Annotated in this window: 12 protein-coding genes; 6 read left to right on the top strand and 6 right to left on the bottom strand. The window is 56.9% G+C overall.

The features are described 5' to 3' along the window. Nucleotides 1-88: 88 nt before the first annotated feature. Nucleotides 89-1,498 (bottom strand): sigma-54-dependent Fis family transcriptional regulator, encoded by a 1,410-nt coding sequence (locus H8K04_18635; GenBank protein UVT15788.1) that lies wholly within the window; start codon nucleotides 1,496-1,498, stop codon nucleotides 89-91. Between the two features lie 663 nt (nucleotides 1,499-2,161). Here H8K04_18635 and H8K04_18630 point away from each other — a divergent pair. The 4 genes from H8K04_18630 to H8K04_18615 all read left to right on the top strand — a co-directional run bounded on the left by H8K04_18630 (nucleotide 2,162) and on the right by H8K04_18615 (nucleotide 8,932). Then, nucleotides 2,162-5,326: an efflux RND transporter permease subunit gene (locus H8K04_18630; protein ID UVT15787.1), complete on the top strand. Its 3,165-nt coding sequence runs from the start codon at nucleotides 2,162-2,164 to the stop codon at nucleotides 5,324-5,326. After that, nucleotides 5,319-6,521, top strand: coding sequence for an efflux RND transporter periplasmic adaptor subunit (locus H8K04_18625; GenBank protein ID UVT15786.1), 1,203 nt, complete (start codon nucleotides 5,319-5,321; stop codon nucleotides 6,519-6,521). The genes H8K04_18630 and H8K04_18625 overlap by 8 nt, the downstream gene beginning before the upstream one ends. Nucleotides 6,522-6,610: 89 nt before the next feature. Then, nucleotides 6,611-8,197 (top strand): efflux transporter outer membrane subunit, encoded by a 1,587-nt coding sequence (locus H8K04_18620; GenBank protein ID UVT18044.1) that lies wholly within the window; start codon nucleotides 6,611-6,613, stop codon nucleotides 8,195-8,197. Between the two features lie 156 nt (nucleotides 8,198-8,353). Beyond that, the gene (locus H8K04_18615; protein ID UVT15785.1) at nucleotides 8,354-8,932 is read left to right on the top strand and encodes a DUF3365 domain-containing protein; all 579 of its coding nucleotides are present in this window, start codon (nucleotides 8,354-8,356) and stop codon (nucleotides 8,930-8,932) included. Nucleotides 8,933-9,618: 686 nt separating this feature from the next. On the opposite strand, the gene H8K04_18610 is transcribed toward H8K04_18615, so the two are convergent. The 5 genes from H8K04_18610 to H8K04_18590 all read right to left on the bottom strand — a co-directional run bounded on the left by H8K04_18610 (nucleotide 9,619) and on the right by H8K04_18590 (nucleotide 18,349). Further along, nucleotides 9,619-9,948 (bottom strand): P-II family nitrogen regulator, encoded by a 330-nt coding sequence (locus H8K04_18610; GenBank protein ID UVT15784.1) that lies wholly within the window; start codon nucleotides 9,946-9,948, stop codon nucleotides 9,619-9,621. A gap of 83 nt (nucleotides 9,949-10,031) precedes the next feature. Next, nucleotides 10,032-13,265: a DUF2309 domain-containing protein gene (locus H8K04_18605; protein ID UVT15783.1), complete on the bottom strand. Its 3,234-nt coding sequence runs from the start codon at nucleotides 13,263-13,265 to the stop codon at nucleotides 10,032-10,034. Then, nucleotides 13,253-14,560 (bottom strand): hypothetical protein, encoded by a 1,308-nt coding sequence (locus tag H8K04_18600; GenBank protein ID UVT15782.1) that lies wholly within the window; start codon nucleotides 14,558-14,560, stop codon nucleotides 13,253-13,255. The genes H8K04_18605 and H8K04_18600 overlap by 13 nt, the downstream gene beginning before the upstream one ends. After that, on the bottom strand, nucleotides 14,557-16,203 hold the full coding sequence (locus H8K04_18595; protein ID UVT18043.1) for an NADH-quinone oxidoreductase subunit L: 1,647 nt from the start codon (nucleotides 16,201-16,203) through the stop codon (nucleotides 14,557-14,559). The genes H8K04_18600 and H8K04_18595 overlap by 4 nt, the downstream gene beginning before the upstream one ends. A gap of 445 nt (nucleotides 16,204-16,648) precedes the next feature. Beyond that, the gene (locus H8K04_18590; GenBank protein UVT18042.1) at nucleotides 16,649-18,349 is read right to left on the bottom strand and encodes an NADH-quinone oxidoreductase subunit L; all 1,701 of its coding nucleotides are present in this window, start codon (nucleotides 18,347-18,349) and stop codon (nucleotides 16,649-16,651) included. A 581-nt stretch (nucleotides 18,350-18,930) separates the two neighbouring features. Here H8K04_18590 and H8K04_18585 point away from each other — a divergent pair. Both H8K04_18585 and H8K04_18580 read left to right on the top strand, forming a co-directional pair. After that, on the top strand, nucleotides 18,931-19,275 hold the full coding sequence (locus tag H8K04_18585; GenBank protein UVT15781.1) for a DUF2294 domain-containing protein: 345 nt from the start codon (nucleotides 18,931-18,933) through the stop codon (nucleotides 19,273-19,275). A gap of 13 nt (nucleotides 19,276-19,288) precedes the next feature. After that, a complete protein-coding gene (locus H8K04_18580) occupies nucleotides 19,289-20,764 on the top strand; it encodes a YdiU family protein (GenBank protein UVT15780.1) in 1,476 nt (491 codons plus the stop codon). The last annotated feature ends 119 nt before the right edge of the window (nucleotides 20,765-20,883 follow it).

The following is a 20,883-nucleotide window of genomic DNA, read 5'->3' as shown; positions in this document are numbered from 1 at the left end:
GAGCGGGCATGTCAGCACGAGCGCGTTCGTATTCCATAATTCATAGGGTGCCGCCCATCAAACCGGGGTTCGCCGCACAAAACCTATGTTAGGAGTGGGTAGCGTCTGAGGTGTCGGCCTCGGAGGAATGCCCATTTTTACCGAGACCGTATCGATCGAGGAGCCGATACAGCGTGCGTCTGCTGATGCCGAGTAACCGCGCTGTTCGCTCCTTATGCCCATGCGTTGATTCCAACATCTTGATGACCTGTTCCCGCTGCAACGCCTTGAGTGTCCCGGGAAACATATCCATATAATCCGAACCACCCCCGCCTTTCTGAATAACTTCAGGTGGAAGGTCGTCAATCGAGAGAATCGCAGGCGACGCGAGAGCCACGGCCTGTTCAACGACGTGTTCTAATTCACGCACGTTCCCCGGCCAGGAATAGTCCGTCAGTGCCCGCAGTGCGGCGGATGAAAAAGACGTGATAGGAACTTCCTTCTGTTCGCCGAACCGTGCAAGAAAGAATTCGGCCAGTAGAGGAACGTCCTCAGGGCGTTCACGAAGCGGCGGCAAGAGAATCGTGACCGCGTTCAGTCGATCGAGCAGATCTTCACGAAACCGGTTGGCCGCGACCAGTTCAGCGAGATTCTGGCGGGAGGCCGCGATAATCCGTATATCGACTCGTGCGGCCTCATTGCTTCCAATTCTTTGGATTTCCCCTTCCTGGAGGAAGCGGAGAAGTTTAGCCTGTCCGGTCGGAGAGAGGTCTCCGACTTCGTCGAAAAAGAACGTGCCGCCGTCCGCCTCCTCAAGTAGCCCCCGGCGCATGGTGTGGGCCCCGGTGAACGAACCCTTCATATGCCCGAAGAGTTCGCTTTCGAGCAGGAAATCAGGAATCGCACGACAATTGATGGCGACAAACCGGTGGGCTGCGCGGGAACTGTTATCGTGAATTGCACGGGCAATCAATTCCTTGCCGGTACCGCTTTCACCCTGGATCAAGACAGCGGTGCTGCTGCGAGAGGCTTTTCCAACGAGTTTGAAGACCTCGACCATCCTTTTGCTTTGTCCGATCAGAGAGGCAGCCCGCAGTCGTTCGCTGAAAGCACGCTCGAGCGTTCGATTATTTTCTATCAGACGCCGGTGTTCAATCGCTCGCTTCATCGTGAGCACGAGTTCCTCGAGATTCACGGGCTTGGCGATGTAGTCGAATGCTCCATGCTTCATGGCTTGGATCGCCATGTCGACGGAACTGGATGCCGTCAAGAACACGATCGGCAACTCCGGCATGGTCTTGTGAAGCGAATCCAAAAGGTCTAAACCGGACAATGGCGTCATGCGAATGTCGCTCAATACGGCGTCATAGGTGACCGCATTGGCCTTCCTCATAGCTTCGGCGCCGTCACAAGCGATACTCACCTCAAACCCGGCATGACTCAACGCCTTCACCAACATCTCTCGATTGGGTTGGTCGCTGTTTACGACGAGGATTGAAGGCAGGCCACTTATTGACATCTACGGATTTCCATTTTTCCAGACAGGCAAATCGATCGTGAGCTCGATGTCCTACCTCGAATCACTCTTCACGAGGGATCCTACCGTCGTTGTCCGTCATTACCCGGTGGTGAGGCAAGTCACCAACCTCAGTTCCATGACTTCCGGCTCGTGTCCCTCGTTAAAACGGCTCGAACATTCGAGACCAGTCCCCCGGAGTGCTCCCTACCGGGCAGGGCGCGCCAGCGAACGGTAAAAGAACGACGTATGTTTTAGGAGTAATCTTGTTACATCCGTAGGAAACCTCTGGCCTCCAACTTGAGGATCCAGCACGTCGGATCAATACCTCACAGACAAACCCTGCAAATCATGATCCTGACGAATCCTCGCTTGTCGCTGATATTCCTATTCGGCTAGGCGCCATAAAAGAGCGTAATCGCACATCTCGCACCTGTCTAATGCGCACAACTTACAATGGAGGGAATCATAACCCTCTCTTTCATTCAGTCGACCGCGTTCATTTGTAACGAATTGTCACAATTTCGGGCTCGGGCATGCCAGGCAAACACCTTGCTAAGCATTGTCTCATGACCCATGACCTAAGAGTTCTTTCAGAACACTGTCCACCCCCAGTCATATCTGCTTTAGGACTATTTTGTTACAGAGACAGTAGGAGTTTCCGGCATGAATAAGCTTGTCCAGGTTGCCTTAAAAAAACCTTATACCTTCGTAGTGCTGGCTATTCTCATCCTCGTATTCGGAGCGTTGACGATCGTCGAGGCACCGACCGACGTCTTCCCAAATATCCAGATGCCCGTCAGCTCCGTGGTCTGGCTCTACGATGGCCTGATGCCGCAAGAGACAGAGGGGCGAGTCACGCGCGTGTTCGAACAAATGTTGACGCAGACGGTCGAAGGCATCAAGACCATCGTGAGCACGTCGTACTTCGGCCACTCCATCATTAATATTTTTCTTCAGGATGGAGTCGATCTGGCTGGGAGCGAGGCCGATATCGTGGGGATCTCCCAGACCTCCGTCAAAGCCTTACCGCCGGATGTTGCCGCGCCCATGGTTATGCGGCTGTTTCCTTCCCAAGTGCCCGTCGCCGTGTTGCAAGTGGAATCCGATGTTCAAACGCCGGCGGAGCTCTACAATCTCTGCGTCATGCGAATTCGCCCCATGCTTGTCACCATCCCCGGCGCCATCCTGCCGCACCCTTACGGGGGGCAAGACATGCAGGTCATGATCAATGTCGATCAGGATAAACTGCTGGCCCGTAACCTCACCACGGAGGACGTGCACCAAGCCATTGAAAAGCAGAATCTCGTGCTGCCCGGCGGGGACATGAAGATCAAGGAAACCGACTGGCTTGTTCTGACGAATGCATCCCCATTGAAGATTGAAGAGTTCGACGACATCCCGATCAAGCGAGACGGTAACTCGTTCATTCACCTGCGCGACGTGGCCACGGTCCGCCTTGCCGGCCGGGTACAAACGAACTCCGTGCTGGTCGACGGCAAACAGGCCGTCATCGTCGTCGTCATGAAGAGCAGCGAGGCGTCGACCATCGATATCGTGGATGGAATCAAGAAAATGATCCCACGCATCTCGGAGGTCGTTCCTCCTGATGTGAAGGTGAGTCTGATCAGCGATTCCTCGGAATTCGTCAGGGATGCCATCGCTGATGTGGTGCACGAAATGGTCATTGCCGCCGCACTCGTCGGATTCATCGTGCTGGTGATGCTCGGCTCTTGGCGCCCGACCGTCATCGTGCTCACCTCGATCCCACTCTCCATCCTCTGCTCTCTCATCGGTCTCCATATGCTCGAAGAATCGATCAATATCATGACTCTAGGCGGATTAGCGTTGGCGGTCGGCATTCTCGTCGACAACGCCGCGGTCATGATCGAGAATATCGATACCCACCTCGCCATGGGCAAGCCGTTGGAAGAGGCGATCATCGACGCCGCGAATCAGATCATTCTTCCCACGTTCGTCGCCACCCTTGCCATCACGATCGTGTGGGTCCCACTGTTCCATCTGAGCGGCATTGCCGGTTGGGTGTTCCCGGCGATGGCGGAGGCCGTCGTCTTCGCCATGTTGGCCTCCTTTATCTTGACCTATACCCTCGTGCCGACCATGGCGAAGTACATTTTGAAGGTTCATCACGCGACCGGGCCGGAGGGCGGCATCTTTGCCCGCTTCCAACATGGGTTCCAGAATGCCTTCGACCGATTCCGCGATGGTTATACAGCGCAACTTGAACAGGTGATCGCCCATCGCGTGGGGTTCGTCGCAATCTCGATGGTGTTCGCAGTGGCCTCGCTCGGTCTGTTTTACTTCGAGGGGCAAGAGTTTTTCCCTCAGATCAAAGGCGGCTTGTTGCAGATGCACATGCGGGCGCCGCTCGGGCTGCGGATCGAGGCCGCAGGTCGTGTGGCTGCCCGCGTCTCGGATGACGTCAGGGAATTACTGCACGGTAACGTCGACGCGGTGGTGAGTAATTGCGGCCTCCCGGTCGGAGCGCATAACCTCGCGTTCATTCCTACGCCGACGATCGGCACGCAGGATTGCGACCTCACCATCACGCTCAAGGATCTACGATCACCGGTGTGGGAGTATCGGCAGATTCTCCGTCAACGTTTGACAGAGCGCTATCCAGGAACCGAATTCACGTTTCAGCCGGCTGATCTGACCGATAAGATTCTGAACTTCGGCTCGCTCGCGCCCATCGACCTGCAAATCAATGGGCCGGACCTCTATGCCAATTACTCGTATGCGCAAAAATTGGCGGGCAAGTTCCGCCAGATCCCGGGCGCCGCCGACGTGTATATCTATCAAACCATGTTCCAGCCGACCATCTTGGTCGAAGGTGACCGGAGATTCGCCCTCGGCTTGAATCTGAACCAGAGGGACTTCGGCTTCAACATGCTGCTGGCAACCGCCGGCAGCCAGCAGATCGATCAGAAATATTGGCTCGACCGCTCGACCCAACAGTCTTACCGCCTCAATGTCTATACCCCTCAGCCACAGCTGACGAGCATTAAAGATCTCCAAACGATCCCGGTCGCTCCGGAAGATCGCGGTCGTGAGGAAGGTGGGGCAACCGGTGTGCAATTGCTGGGCAATATGACCAACCTTTCCTTGATCGGAACACCGGGTGTGGTGACGCATCGGAATCTCCTGCCGATGATCGACGTCTTGGTGTCTGCGGAGGGACGGGATCTCGGCGGGGTGCTCGCGGATGTTCGCCATATAGCGGAGATCATGAAAGATGACCTGCCCCGCGGGGCGGAAGTCGAAATCCATGGCCAATCCGAAGTCATGCACGATGCCTTTGTCGAATTGGGCGGCGGTCTCATAATCGCCATCCTGCTGGTCTATCTACTCATCGTCGTCAATTTCCAATCGTGGCTCGATCCCTTCATCATCATTACAGCGTTGGTGGGCGCGTTTGCAGGCATCGCGTGGTCCCTCTTCGTGACCAAAACGTATATCTCCGTGCCGGCGATGACCGGGGCCATCATGACGATGGGCACGGCCACCGCCAATTCCATCTTGCTCGTCGCATATGCCCGTGAGCGGCTCGCCGTCCACGGCGACGCGATACGGGCTGCGGTTGAAGCCGGGAAAGCACGCATTCGTCCGGTACTCATGACCGCCGCCGCGATGATCATCGGTATGCTCCCGATGGCGACGGCCAATTCCCAAAACGCGCCGCTTGGTCGAGCCGTCATGGGAGGATTGACAGTGGCGACCCTCTTCACACTGTTCTTTGTCCCCTGCGTCTATGCCATCATCTACAACCGTCGAGCTGTTCCTCAAAAGGAGCGTGTGCAATATGAATAACTTAGGTAGAAAATCATTCCTAGTCATCATCGTCCTTGTGGGACTCGTGACTCTCGTGTATCGCTTCAGCGAGAACCAGCACGAGGCCGCCGCATTGCAGGCGGACACTCTGCAGAGCGCCGTCACCCCTGTGGCCCTTACGTCCGCGAAGCGGTCGGAGCCGACCGACACCATCACGCTGCCCGGCACGGTTGAGGGGTGGTACGAGGCGCCCATCTATGCGCGTGTCGAAGGCTATGTGAAAGCGTGGTACAAGGACTACGGTGACAATGTGAAGAAAGGCGACGTCCTCGCCGAACTCAACACGCCGGACCTCGATGCGGATTACAAGCAGGCGATTGCGGATCTGCAATCTGAACGTGCCAGGAACGAGCTGGCTCAACTGACCGCCAAGCGCTACGTGGCTATGCGGGAACATCAAGCACTCTCCGAGCAAGCCATCTCCGTCCAACTCGCCGAGGCGCAGGCCGAGGCGGCGAAGGTCGCGGCAGCGGAACAAAAGGTCAAGAACATTGAGGCCTTCATCGGGTTTAAAAAGATTACGGCCCCCTTCGATGGAGTCGTAATTCAGCGGAACATCAATGTCGGTGATTTGGTGTCCAAAGAAGGCAGCATCAACACCACCAATGCAAAAAACAACTTGTTTACCGTTGCTGTGGTGGATAAATTGCGGCTCTTCGTGAACGTGCCGTCACGTTTCGGGCCCTTCCTGAATCCCGGAGTGTCGGCGGATGTCACCGTACCGCAAATTCCCAACCGTCATTTCACCTTCAACTTTCTGACCGTGGCGAAGGGATTCGATGTGAACACACGCACGGCGGTCACTGTCTTTACCATAGACAACAAGGACCGAGCGCTCTGGCCGGGTTCTTACGCCACAGTTCGTCTGACCGCTCCGGTGGAATCAGGCGTGACGACGATTCCCACCAGCGCATTGGTATTTCAGGAACACGGCACGCAAGTGGCCGTTGTGACGGAGGACGAGCGGGTTCACTTCAAACCGATTGAGGTCACCAAAATCCTCGACAACGTCATTGAACTAACGTCGGGTATTTCCGACGGCGACCGAATCATAAATAATCCAAGTGCCGCGTTGCTCGAAGGAGACAAGGTGCGCGTCGTTACACCAGCAGCCGGGTACGACATAATGAATCCAAAAGAGAAAATGCCGGAGACGGCTGCCTTGAAGAAATAGCCATCCCAATCTCTTTCTAACAGAAGATAACGGACATGATGATTATGACGGGCAACCCCGATCGCTACCGGTTTGCAAACAGACAAACAATGACATATACCCGGCCGACTCGGTTATGGCGAAGCAGCTGCGTGCTGGTGATCCTGACGTTGTCGGCTTGTAGTTGGTTCCCGGCGGTCAATCTGGCGCCAAAATATGACCCCCCGCAATACGTCGTTCCTGACTCGTGGCACGGTTCGAGTCCCTTTGTGGAGGCAAAACCGGCCGATGGAGCACTCCGTCCGGATTGGTGGAAACTGTATAACGATCCGGTGCTGGAAAAGCTTGTTGAACAGGCGATGGCGGCGAATCCGGATCTGCAAGCCGCTGCCGAACGGTTTGTCCAAGCCCGCGATATCATGATGGCGGCCCGGTCGCAGTACTTCCCTCGCATCGGTCTCGAGATGGGCGCTTCTCACAGGAGACAATCTTTCGATCGGATCTTTCGTCCCGAAAACAGTCCGCTGCAGTCCAGCACCGTGGATCCAGGCGGCATTGCATCCTGGGAGCCTGATTTTTGGTCGGCTCTCCGCAATGCTGCACAGGCGGAGATCTACCGTGCCGAAGAACGTGCGGCCGAATATGGCCTTGCGAGGTTGAGTCTGCAAGCCGAGGTCGCGGCAAACTATTTCACTGTGCGTGGTTTCGACGCCCAGACGGCGATCTATAAGCAATCGATTGATCTCTACCGAGATACGCTCAATGTTGTCAAAACTCAGTTCGCCGGTAAGATCGCCTCGGCACTCGACGTCGCCCGTGTCGAATCGTTGCTCTACGGCACAGAGACGAGATTGGCGAGAATTGAAGGCCAGCGTCAGGTGGCTGAACAGGCGATCGCTGTGCTGCTTAATTTGACGCCGGACAGTTTCTCGATTGAGCCGATCGATGAGCTCCGGATGGCGAAGTTCGCGATCCCTGGAACTATTCCGTCCACTTTGCTCGAGCGCCGACCCGACGTCGCCATGATGGAGCGACGCATGGCTGAGGCGAACCGAGTCATTGGGATTGCCAGGGCCGCCTTTTTCCCCAATGTCTCGTTCCGGCTTGACGGCGGATTTGAAGAGAAGGGCCTGGATTTGATCAAGCTCGCGAACAGCTTCTGGTCCTATGGCGCGACGTTCTCGGTCCCGCTCTTTCAGAGTGGCTACCGCCGCGCACAATTGCAACAGGCCTGGTCGGCCTATCGCGAGACGGAAGATCTGTACCGAGTGACCGTACTCAAAGCCTTTCGTGAAGTGGCGAACAATTTGACTATGACAAACCGTCTGACGGTTGCCGGAGAGAGGCAGGATGCGGCGGTCGGAGCAAACTTCAAAACACAAAATCTCACGATGCAACTCTATCGGGGAGGGTTGGCGAACAGTCTTGAAGTGATTTACGCGCAGCTCGCCACCCTTGAAGCCCGCATCAGCTCGGTGGAAATTAAGACGGAACTGCTGAAGTCTACCGTCGATCTCATTCGTGCGTTCGGCGGGGGATGGACCCGTGGTCAACTCCCATCCGATGATCAGATTCAGCCGTTCGGTATTTTCCAATATTCCGATCTCGACAAACCGAAACCGGCGGGGGGAATCGACGTCAATACCGGTGAATCAGCAAAACCCTACAATGATCTGACGAAACCCCATGTTCCATAATAATCACGAGCAAGCTCTGAACGCATGTCTCATGCACGGCTCATGGGGGTTGCCTCGTCGTCATATTGGCTCAAGGGACTGGATAAGGAGTAAGGACAATCCGAGTGCCTACTGGTGTCCCAGTTTGCCACCCACGCTAAGCTGGAAGAGGAAATCATGAAATGGATCGGTCCGTTAACAGTCATTCCAATGATCGTTCTTACTTGGTTCACGGTGAGGGTCGACGCCGCAGACGCACCGGGCGTTTCCCCGGAAACGGTTGCGGATTATATACATGCTATTATTGAAACCCACCGTGACTTCTATGCGACTCATGTCGTCGAACGCCTAGAAGAGCAGGAAGGAGTCAAAGCGGACGGAGAATGGCGCACCCAAAAGAAAACCGTACCACTGCCTGTTCAGGTCATTAATGAAACAAGCCAGATGTTCGCTACGAAAGTCACGGGAATCCGTTACCGATTGATCAGTCTGTGGCCCATCAACCGAAAAAATGGCCCGCGCGACCCTCTGGATAAGAGCGGCCTGGAAGCCGTGGCCGCGAGACCGGAACAGCCTGTTACTCGTACGGTCAAGATCGATGACCAAACATATTTTCATGCGGTGTATGCCGATAGAGCCATCAGGCAGGCCTGCGTGGCCTGCCACAACAACCATCCCAACAGTCCTAAGAAGGACTTTCAGATAGGTGACATTATGGGTGGCTTGGTCATTGAATTCCCGCTGGGGAAGCAGTGACTATTCCTTGAAAACCGGCGAAGAGTTGTGAGGCTGCCACGCCGAGTGATGATGCCATGACGAAGAAGTGATACTTTCTCTACTTATAGCGAGGCCGCTGGGAGCTATAACGGCCTTCCATGGGGAATTAAATTATGGTTGCCCTAATGCTTGTGTTTCGTTCGTCAATGACCAGCGATATACAAGAAGTGCTGCGTGAATGTCATATGGAGGCGTATACTCTGATCCCCAATGCGACGGGAAAAGGAGAAACAGGGGATGTGGTTGGATCGTTTTTCTATCCTGGAAGCAATTCGGTCATCTTAGCTGTGCTTCCTGACGATCAAGTTGACAACACGGTCAACGCTTTGAAGGCCTTCCACACCGCTCGACTCAAGAGTTCACAGGGGCGTCCTATTCCCTTAAAGCTGTTTTCTTTTCCATGTCGGGAATTGATTTGACGCCTTAAGCAGCAAGCTTCTCCGCATGGTCAGCGGCAGGTGCAGGCCGTTACGTGTGTTTCCTCCTGTCGCACGACGTATTGAACTTCTCTCCACCATTCAGTCGATTTATAGACCGTTCCAAGCAGGCCTCCGTTCACTTGGCTTCGGCGCGCGCACTCCTCGGGCCTTTCAGGTGTGAGTGAATCACGAGGAACCGCACAAATGGGGAAGGCTAAGAAGGTGAGGAACCCGACGTCAGGGCTCTTACCGTTTTTTCCCAAAGTATTCCTGGCGACTGACGGTGACATCTGACACGAACATGACGCCGGAATGCCGCTCGAAAAGCGGCCGGAGACCGGCGAGAATCGGCTCGACTTTCTCTTCCGGCACGACCGTCATGATCATCTCGAGGCTCTCCTGCTCGCTGAACATGAAGTGAGCCTCGCGTATGCTGTGATGTCCTTTCCCGGACACATTGCCGATGATGGTATACCCCGTAGCCTTGACGCGGTCGAGCAACTCAGTGACGAACGGACGGTGTTCGCCTCCCACAATCACGCGGATTTCCTTCATTGGATGCAACGTCAAGCTCATTACATCGCTCCTTTCTCGGCCTTCTTCTGATGACAGCTGTCGTCGTCCACGCTACGCTCCGCAGTAACCGCGGGGCGAGTCCTTCACGAATCAGGGGTTGCACTGTACACCTGCTCCTCGATCGCGCTCCACTCGCCGGTGGGCCGATACCGATACCATATCCTCTTTTCAGGATCGAGAGCGATCAGGTGCACCCACTCATTATGATAGAAATGCCGGAGCACTTCGTGCCGCGCGATGAGCTTGTCGATCCGCTCACGCGGCGCCTCAATGATCGTCAACAGCCGCATCGGCTCGTGATAGGCGCCTTCGCCGCTCATGACGGTTTGCCTGGCCAATCCAAGCCGAAGGTCGCTCCATGGGCCCGACATGATGCCCAACCGTCCCACCACGTTGTGGTAAATCTTACTGCCGCTTCCGTAGACCTCGTTGTCCACCGCCGAAAAATAGTGTTCCATGTTGATCCACTGCGCCACGACCTGCGGGGCCGTGAGCAGCACCTCGAGCAATCGGTTGCTGGGATCTTCTCGATAGTCGTACGAGTGCAGGAAGACGCGACCGCCCAGGTCCAGTCCTTTGGTCAGTTCCCTTCGTCCGATCAGGAACGACGTATTGTTTGACAGGCCCCACTCCGGCCTGACTTGACTCCAGTCCATGCTCCGCCTGCGGACATGCGCTTCGGCCTCCGCCTCATTGAGCACGTGTTGGATATCGGGAAAGCGCGCACAGCGTTCTTGACTGGTAAGCACAGAGGCATCTTTGAGGTCTTCTTGGAGTCGGGCTATATCCGCGCGATGGGTCGGGGGGGCGTCTTCAAGGTCGAACAGTTGTACGGCATCGGTCGTCGTATCCATCTGGCCGGCGAGAAAATGCGTGTCGGAGGGGATGTTGATTCCCAGTTTGGCGATTCGCTCACGAACCCTGGGATTGTTCGCCATCATCGCGAGGACACGTGCATTAGGTTTGCCCTCATTGCCGCCGCAGGCCCCGCAATCGAGCGCGGATTCGTAGGGATTATTGTCCGACGTGCTCCCGTGGGCGCAGAAGAGGACGAGCCGGGCGAAATTCTTGGTCAGCCCCATCATACGGAGCGCCGTGTCGACAGTCAGAACCTGTTCTTCCAAGGTGAACCCGGTCCGGGTGAGCCGTTCCTTGTGTCGTGACGCGGATCTCGTCGTCAGATCGTATTGCCGGCGTAGGATTTCGACAAACGCGTTGATCGTCTCCGGTGTGAGACCGGCCCGCTCGATTTCTTCGGCACCGATCGGAGGCTCCGGGTCTCCTTCCACGGTCAACGCACGCTGCCGTAACCCTTCCACGAGCGTGGGCATGATACGGGAACTGCGCAGTCCGAAGTGTTCGTGCAACGCCTCCCTGATCACGGCGTGTTGTTCCGCTTCGAGCATCTCGGCGGTTTCACCAGGCGCCAGTTTGTCTATCGTCAGTGTGGTGGCCAATGAGGGGACGAGCAGGCGTCGCAACCAGGCGGTCCAGCGCTGATAGAGCGCCGGGACCAACGTCTTGCCGAAAATCGGCAGGCCGTAAAACCACCCCAGCGATTCCACCATGACATAGGGAGTCACGACATTCTCTTTCAGGTCGTGCAAGAGCGTGTGACCTGCATGTACCCACTTGGCTCGTGCGGCGTGCTGCGATACCTTATGATCGAGATAGCTACGCGGAATTTCCCGCACCTCGTTCTTCGCCCGCATGATCACGGGGAACTGTTCCGTATCATGCTCCTTTCCCCAGGCTCGATAGCGGATAAAGGCGGCAAAGAAACCCGCGAAGCCATACGTTTCGTGCGGGCCGACCGATTCGAGATGGCGGCGGAACGGTTCGGAACGCACGTCGATGCAGTAGACCGACTGTGAGTACGGGCGAGCCGTCTCAGAGGGCGCGGTATGCTCGGTGCGCGCGCGCAAGTGTCCCAACAGCTGTTCCTGGTAGCCGGCCTCCAGGGCCTTGAGCCATACGGGTCCATGGTCCGATTCGGGGAATGCCTCCAACCAGTCGACGACTTGTTTGAGATCCGCCGGGGTGCTTTCAACGAGTGCCGTTGCATCAATGGTCAAGGAATGGGCCAAGGCGAGAAGCCGGCGTGCGGCCCCGCGACGAGAGGCCGCTTGCAGCCGGGGAATGACCTCGGCACGGTACCGTGTGAGGATATTGTTCCAGCTTTGCCCTTTCCGATGTGAAAGCCGGTCAACTTCTTCGGCGTAGAGGGCGGGCAACCGGCCGGCCACCCGCTGCCGTCGAAGATAATATTCTTCGGGATAGTCGCGCATGTAGGCAGAGATGGCGTCAAGTCGACCCTGAATGCCCAGATAGTCCTGACACGCCGCCTGCACCAGTTCTCGCGCATACCAGAGTCGAATGGCTAAAAATTTGACGAGGCCTACCGGATTGGCCTGTTGCCACGGATAGTCACGTTCCTCGCCTCGCCATTTAATGAAGCCGGCCCACCCCGGCAGCGCGGTCAATTGTAATGATAAGTAATCTTGAAGCAGTTCATCAGGAATCCCCAGTGCACCCAGGCTTTCGAGAAGGGCGTCCTCCGGATAGTCCGGCAGCTTCGCAATCTTCCTGGAACTGTCTTTGATCCCACAGGGAGACCATTCGTGGGAGGCCATGGCCTTCCAGGCTTCATACAGCCCCTTTTCGCGTCCCGGCATGACCCATGTGGCATGGCCCTCGTCCAGGAAGGCGCCGCACCACTTGATCATTTGTTCGTTGATCTGCTGGACGATCTGTGTGCCGAGCGTGTCGTCGCACCAGTGCGAAAGGGTGAGCCATTTGCAAAGCGCGGCGTGGCTCTCATCCACGACTTTGCGGATGCGATCATCCAGTGAAAAAGGAAGCAGCACGCATTCCAGCTTATGGGCCAGTGCGTCGATCAGCGGCCTGTCGGGATCTTCAAGTTGATCGTCAAGCGGTTCCATGGCCGGAGCACACAGTCCCTCAGCCAAACAAGCGCGCAAGACCGAGCCGTGCGTGACGACGTGCGATCCGATGGTCACATGCTTGTCGATGACACGCGGCTTGAGCGCGTCATCGAGATGAGCGGGCCGGATTCGGCCGGCCTTGAGATACTCACGATACAGATGGCTGGGAAGATACCCGTTACCGCCCATGAACTGCTTTCCGCGCTTGACGGCTTCTTCGAAGGGCAGATACTCGATGCTGTGCAATGGATTGTGATGGACGAAGGTCCTCATCGGCCAGTACTGCGCAATGACTTCCCCAGCAAGACGGACGACCCCGCGCAATTCCATCCGCCTGGACTCAATGTCAGTCACGTGCTCTAGCGGTTCCATACGAGAGAATGCTCCATGGCGGCGGTCTTATTCGGAACCTGATTCGAGGCATACCAGTGGGTCGGGGCCAGGCCGAGCGCCAGCAAGGCCAGCACCACAATCAACAGTGAAGTAAATTCAGGTTGCCGGAGATCGGCATACCGTAAATCCGGCCGGCGAGCGCCGAAGAGCAACTGTTGCATCATTTGCATGATGTACCAGGAGGCGGCCAGCCAAGCCGCAAGCGCGATGAAGAGGCCGATCGTTGACGAGGGAGGGGCCGTCAGCAGCAATCCCATGAATCCAGCGAACACTCCGAAGGGCGGGATTCCCATCGCGGCCAGGCCCAACAGAGAAAACAGAACCGCATATTTGGGCATCGCCGCGGCCAGGCCGCTGATGGACTGCGGATCCACATCGTCGCCGTATCTCGTGCGGATCACCTGCCAGGCCACTAATAGCCCGCCGGTGGCCAGGCCGACTGCTCCGGCCAGCACGACCGCGCGCGGCGTCGCCGTATGGGCTCCGGCCACAAACCACCAGAGGATCGAAAAGAACGAGACGCTGCCGTAGCCCACCAAGAGACGGACCCGCGACTGGGCCAACGCCTTGATCGCCCCGTACAGCGCGCTGGCCAGGGCCAGGAGGCTGACGACCGCAACGAATTCGTTCGGGATCGTCGGCATGGCAGTCGCCAGTCCATGAAGGCCGAGCACGGGCAGCAGCAACACAATGAACGGCGGCAAGCTACCCGGGAGCCTGGTCAGCGCCGTCAGGTACCCGTCATGAAAAGGCATAAGCGGTAACAGAACGGCACAGGTCGCCAAGGATGCCACCGATGAGATGGGCGGTCCAGCCGCGAGAGACAGGGCCGCGCCGGCAACACCGACACCGAAGGAGCCGATGCCCCACCAGGAGATGGGCCAGAGCGTGGTGTGATGGCGATACAGAAGGAACATGATGATCAGCATGAGCGAAATCAGGCAGAGCGGGCCGATCGAATTCCCGCCGGTGAGCACGGCCATTCCTAAACCGAGACAGACTAAGGTCATGGTCCAGGAGAGCCGATGGTTCTCGTGAACCGGCTGGCCTAATGCGGACACGACGGCTGCGATGGGCAGTAAATAGAGCGGCAAGAGGCCATCGGGCAGAGTCGGGAGCCGGTTGGCCACGCCGGTGATCGACGCAAGGCTGATGACGGAACTGATGATCGCGCACATCTTCACGCGGTAGGGATCGGACCAACACGCCAGACAGACGAGTGCACCCGCGAACGGAATCCCGGCGCACAGCCATGGGATGAACACGTCCATCATCGAGACCACCCGCGTTCCAGCTTGTCGATCCGATGAACCAGTTGCGCGGTCATCGAGCCGACAAACTGATAGAGCTCATCGGCATAGATCCGATTCAGGAACACCGTATAGAGCCGAATCCTGATACTTTCGATCCAAGCCGGCATCCAGACCGTCCGACCGTGGGCACGCATGTAGAGATAGGTCCAGCCCAAGACCGTCATGAACGCAGCCATCACGACAATGAGGTCGAAGAGCCAGTCCGGGAGATCGGCGGTCTTGAAATAGGAGGCCACTTCATCCGGGTTGGGGTAGAGAAATGCGGTGAACGACTCGACGGCGAACAAATAGACGAACACGATGAAGAGGAGCGTCAGCAACATGATGACCGACACCTTCCATGAAGCCACGGCACGAAGTCGCGTGAGCGTCAAGATCGCTTGGGACGAGGTGATCCAGATGAAAAACAGGATAATAACGGTTCCCTGTGATTCCAGCAATGGAATGCGCAGGACTCCATGCGTGACCAATAAGATAAGCAGCGGAATAAAGAGTGTCGTTACAAACCCCGTCGACCAGGTCAAGCGAGAGAATCCCGCCCCGTCATCTGCATGGTCTGCATGAGGAAAATGCGGCTCCTGGCGCGCCTTATGGATGACATTTCCACAATTGAGGAAGACCGTGGCCTTGAAGAGGCCATGGGCGATCAGATGGAACACGGCCAGCGAGAAGGCGCCGAGGCCGCATTCCATGATCATATAGCCCATTTGGCCGATCGTGGAGAAGCCCAGCGTCTTCTTGATGTCGTTTTGCGCCAGCATCATCGTCGCGCCGAGGGCGGCCGTCAGGGTTCCGATGACGAAGGCGGTGTGCAGGGTGGTTGAGCTCATTCCGAAGAGTGGCGCGAGACGGTTGATGAGAAAGCCTCCGGCATTGATGATGCCCGCGTGCAGCAATGCGTGGACCGGCGTGGGGGCGAACAGCGATCCCGGCAGCCACAGATGCAGAGGAAACTGGGCGGATTTGCCCATCGCCCCGATAAAAAGGAGAAACGTCACGGCCGTTGTCGCGCTGACCTCCATTCCAGGCAGAATCGAAAGGGTGATGGGCGTGACAGCCGCTCTGGCAAACAACTCTTGGAATTCGAGGGTGCCGTAGAGTTGATACGCGAGCGCAATACCGGCAAGAAACGCCGTATCGGCGACACGCAGCAGCGTGAACGTCTTGAATGCGCCCGCCAACGTCCCAGGGTGGATATGGTTATGGGCAAGCAGGTAGAGCAGGTAGCTGAGGATCTGCCAAAAGAGAAACAGCATCATGAGGTTCCCGCTCGAGACCATGCAGATCAGGACGAAGTCGGTCAGGCAAATCAACGCGAGATATCGGCGCGCATGCCCATCCTGGTACATGTAGCTCGTCGAGTAGCAGTAAATGATGGTGCTCACGCCCGTGATCAACGTCATCATGACCGCGCTCAGCCGGTCGACATAGAAACCGATGGGAATAATGAAGGCCGTGACGGAAGCCGGATCATAGAACCGAACGGTGACAGGACCCTGCGATGGGATCAGCGTCAGGATGCCTATGGAGCCCAGGAACGCCAGACCGACGGGATAGGCGGCCGCCTTCGCACGGGTGAAACGCGGCGTCTTACCGCCGAGCATCACGATGCCGGCGGCGGCCAGGAGGAGAAATGGAACGATGAGGGTCAGCGATAGGAGCACGTCATTCCCCTTCGCCTCTAAGATACTGGGCGCTCATAACCTCGCACCCATCCGCAAACGGCAGGCTCCGTATTCGTCGCCCCGCGGACCTTGCTTCGGCTGCCCCGTGGAAGCGCGCGTCTTGACGCTCTGGGGTTGGACGGGTGAAAACCCGGCCTTTTTGAACAGCCTGCAGGCTCTCTTGAAAAGCGTTTGTCCTCTCTCAATCAGGCAATCGGCACACCACTTACAACGGTAAGAGGGTAACCATTAATACGGGCTCTCTATTTTCGTCAAGCAAAGACTGACCGTTCCCCCCGGACCCTCCTCATGCGCCGACGTGCACGAGGCATCTCCGTCGTTCACAATTCGGCGATCTCACTCGGTGCGCTCCTGCCGGTGCCGGTCAAAGCGAGCGTTCCTGGGCGCGCTTATCCAAGCGTTGAATGGCGGATGTCAGGGTGTGCCCCACTCGATGTAAGACCGCGTCGACATAGAGTCGATTGAGAAACAGCACATAGAGGCGGATCCGGATGTCACTGATCCATGATGGTGTCCACACGGTCCGGCCGTGGGCTCGCATGTAAAGATAGATCCAGCCTCCAATCGTGACCAGCGTCGATACCACGAGGAGGAGGTCGAAGAGCCAGTCGGGGAGATCGGCGGCCTTGAAGTATGAGGCGACTTCTTCCGGGTTCGGGTAGAGGAATGCCGTGAACGATTCGACGGCAAACAGATAGACGAACACGATGAACAACAACGTCACTAGCATCGCCGCTGAGACCTTCCAGGAGGCAACGGCACGCAACCGCGTCAGCGTCAGGATCGCTTGCGAAGACGTGATCCAAATGAAGAAGAGAAAAATGACGGTCCCCTGGGATTCCAACAGCGGGATCCGTAGCACACCGTGAGTCGCCAGCAAGATGAGTAAGGGAATCAACAGGGTCGTGAGAAATCCCGTCATCCAGGTCAGGGGCGAGTAACTTTCTTCTTCGGTCTCTCGTTTTGAATGGGGGAGGATCGGTTCCTGTCTCGCCTTGTGAATGACATTCCCGCTGTACAAGAACACGGTCGCTTTGAACAGACCGTGGGCGATCAAGTGGAAGACCGCGAGCGAAAAGGCCCCGAGACCGCATTCCATGATCATGTAGCCCATCTGGCCGATCGTCGAAAAGCCGAGCATGTTCTTAATGTCGTTTTGCACCAGCATCATCGTTGCGCCGAGGATGGCCGTCAGCGTTCCGATCACGAGGGCGATGTGCAGAGTGGTCGAGCTCATCCCGAAGAGCGGAGCCAGGCGGTTGATGAGAAAGCCTGCGGCATTGATGATGCCCGCGTGCAGGAGTGCGGTGACCGACGTCGGGGCATAGAGATACCGGGGAAGCCAGCCGTGGAGTGGAAACTGGGCTGACTTACTCATCCCGCCGACAAGGAGCAGGAAGGTGACCGCGGTCGCGCCGTTGAATTCGACACCGGGGAACAGAGACACGGTCGCCGTCGATTGCACGGCGACGGCGAACAGATCAGGAAATTCCAGGGTGCCGTACAGCGAGTAAGCCAGCACCGTCCCGCCCAAGAAGGCGACATCACCGACCCGCAAGAGCGTGAACGTGCGAAACGCGCTCTTCAGCGTTTCTTGATGGCTATGATTGTGGACCAGCAGATACAGGAGGTAACTCAGCAACTGCCAGAGCATGAACAGCATCAACAGATTCGCGCTCGACACCATGCAGAGGAGGACGAACACGGTGACCCCGATCAAGGCGAGATACCGGCGCTCGTGCAAATCTTGGTACATGTACTCGACGGAGTAGGTGTAGATGATCGTGCCGATGCCGGAGATCAAGACCATCATGACTGCGCTCAATCGGTCGACGTAGATGCCGATCGGAACAGCCAGCACCGTGGAGGCGACCGGATCGTACAGTCGAAGCGCAATCGGGCCGTCCGTGGCCACCACGTACAGCGTGGCGATGGCGCCGCAGAAGGCCCCGCCGATCGGCCAGGCAGCGATTCTTGCACGAGCGTGACGCGTGGCTTCACTCCCGACACTCACGAGAAGCGCGGCGATCAAGGGAAGCAGCGGCACGAGCAATACAGCGGACATCATGACCTCTAACAGGATGCTGAAAAAGTCCGCCAGCGGCGTTCTCACATCTCTCAGAGGTTCAACGTACCGAAGCGTACGCCTCACCTCTTCGCTCGCTGCGGCCTTGCTGGACAGCCTTTTTGAGCATCCTGAAGTTATTCTGGGGTTAGCACCATACTGACTATTTCATCCATAGTGATGAGATCAACGGAGTCTTTTTGCAGCCTGATAAAGAGCCCTAAAAACACAAAAGCCAACCGCCCGCTCGATTCGTGATCGAGCCATGTTCGGTTGGCTTGTACTGCGACCGGCCTCTCCCCGTGAATTGCCGGTCACCCTACGGCCCGTAAAGAAAGTATCAGGCTTTCTTGCCAGCCCACTCGGAATCGTGGGATAGGCAACATTGCGCTTTAGTAAATGCGACTCCATGAATAATATGGTCCAAAGGATAGCGTCAAGTCAGAAATGGTGGACCAGGACTTCCAGCCGGAGATGTCCGGAACCGAAAGACCCAGTACGGGTCCTATGGTGGAGACAAAAGACCTAGACGGCACTTGTTCGCGTCCTCACGCAATTCTATAATTGCACAGGAAGAATGTATGGAAAGCGCGATACGCAATGCCGTCATCAAATTCGAGCAGGAGTTTCTGGGTCGAGGCCCTGATGAAGTCCGTGCGCTTGTCGCCCGCGATCTCGTTGTCGTACGCCTGAAAGGCGTTCTGACCCCGGCCGAACGTCAACTCGCGAAGACCGCGGAAGGGATCGAGATGGTGAAACGGCTGCGGCAAAATCTGATCGCGCAGGGCCGTGACAGGCTGTGCGAACAAGTCAGCGAGATCACCGGGACCAAAATCCTGGGGCTGTTCACCGATATCGACGTACAGCTCGGAGAGCGAGTCTTCGTCTTTACGATGGATCGCGATATCCAGAACGGTAGCCGATGAGCTATAGTCTTCCATGACTCGGCGCACACTGGAAACGCTCTCCTTCGACAATACCTATGTCCGTCTTCCCCAGGCCTTTTACACGCGATTGAATCCGACTCCGTTCAGCGCCCAGCCTTATCTGGTTCATGCCGACCCGGTCGCAGCTGAACTGATCGATCTTGATCCAGAGCAATTTACCCGGACAGAGTTCGCGGCTCTTTTCGGAGGCAGCGTGTTGGCCCCCGGAATGGAGCCGCTCGCGATGCTGTACTCGGGCCATCAGTTCGGTGTCTACGTTCCGCAACTCGGTGACGGCCGCGCGATTCTGCTCGGCCAGGTGAAGAACGAGAAAGGAGAGCGGTGGGACCTGCATCTCAAAGGTGCGGGGATGACGCCGTTTTCGCGTGACGGAGACGGCCGAGCGGTCCTGCGCTCGACGATCCGCGAATATCTCTGTTGCGCCGCGATGCGGGGTCTCGGGATCCCGACCACACAAGCGCTCTGCCTCGTGGGCAGCGACGACAAGGTCTATCGCGAACAGGTCGAAACCGGCGCGATGCTGGTCCGTATGGCGCCCTCTCATGTCCGGTTCGGCACGTTCGAGGTCTTCTATTACCGGAAACAGCATGAGCACCTAAAAGCCCTCGCCGACTATGTGATCGAGCAACATTTTCCCCATCTTGGTGAGACCGGCGACAAATACGCGCGCTTCTTTGCCGAAGTGGTCGAGCGCACGGCGAAGTTGATCGCCCAATGGCAGGCCGTGGGATGGGCGCATGGGGTGATGAACACGGACAACATGTCCATTCTTGGGCTTACGCTGGACTATGGACCCTACGGCTTTATGGACGACTATGACGCCGGTTTCATCTGCAACCATTCGGACCACAACGGCCGCTATGCCTTCAACCAGCAGCCCTACATCGGGCTTTGGAATCTGAGCTGCTTGGCTCAAACGCTGTTGCCGTTGGCGGAAAAGGAGGCGTTGAAGGCGGGCCTTGAGATGTATCAACCGCTCTTTGAGCGCGAGTTCATGAAGCTCATGCGGGTGAAATTCGGATTGATGGACGAGCGAGCGGAAGACGACGAACTCATTCGCGACCTCCTGGGCCTTCTTCAGGGCAGCCATGCGGATTATACGATCGTGTTGAGGGAGCTGAGCGCCTTCTCCACGGCTGACGGCGCGCCCAACGACCAGCTGCGCGAACACTTCCTCAACCGTGACCGTTTCGATGAGTGGGCGAAGCGCTATCGAGATCGACTGCGGAATGAACGCAGCCATGACGATGAGCGACGAGACCGGATGAACCGTGTGAATCCCACATACGTGCTGCGCAATTATCTCGCGCAGACGGCCATTGAGAAGGCTCAACACAAGGACTTCTCCGAAATCGATCGCCTCTTCACTCTGTTGCAAGATCCCTTCAACGACCAACAGGGCATGGAAGCCTATGCCCTTCCGCCGCCCAACTGGGGCAAGCATCTCTCGGTCAGTTGCTCATCGTAAGGTGAGCATCACCCTTCGCCGTGTGCTTTCGAAACGTCCCTCATCCGGACTCGCTTCCCTCTCCGAAGCGTCTGTTGTAGAGTGTCACCGCTTCAGGTCGAATCGAAGCGTCCTCTTTC

Origin of the sequence: Nitrospira sp. (assembly GCA_024760525.1) — a bacterium.
GTDB lineage: Bacteria > Nitrospirota > Nitrospiria > Nitrospirales > Nitrospiraceae > Nitrospira_D.
This window is presented reverse-complemented; position numbering and strand designations above follow the sequence as displayed.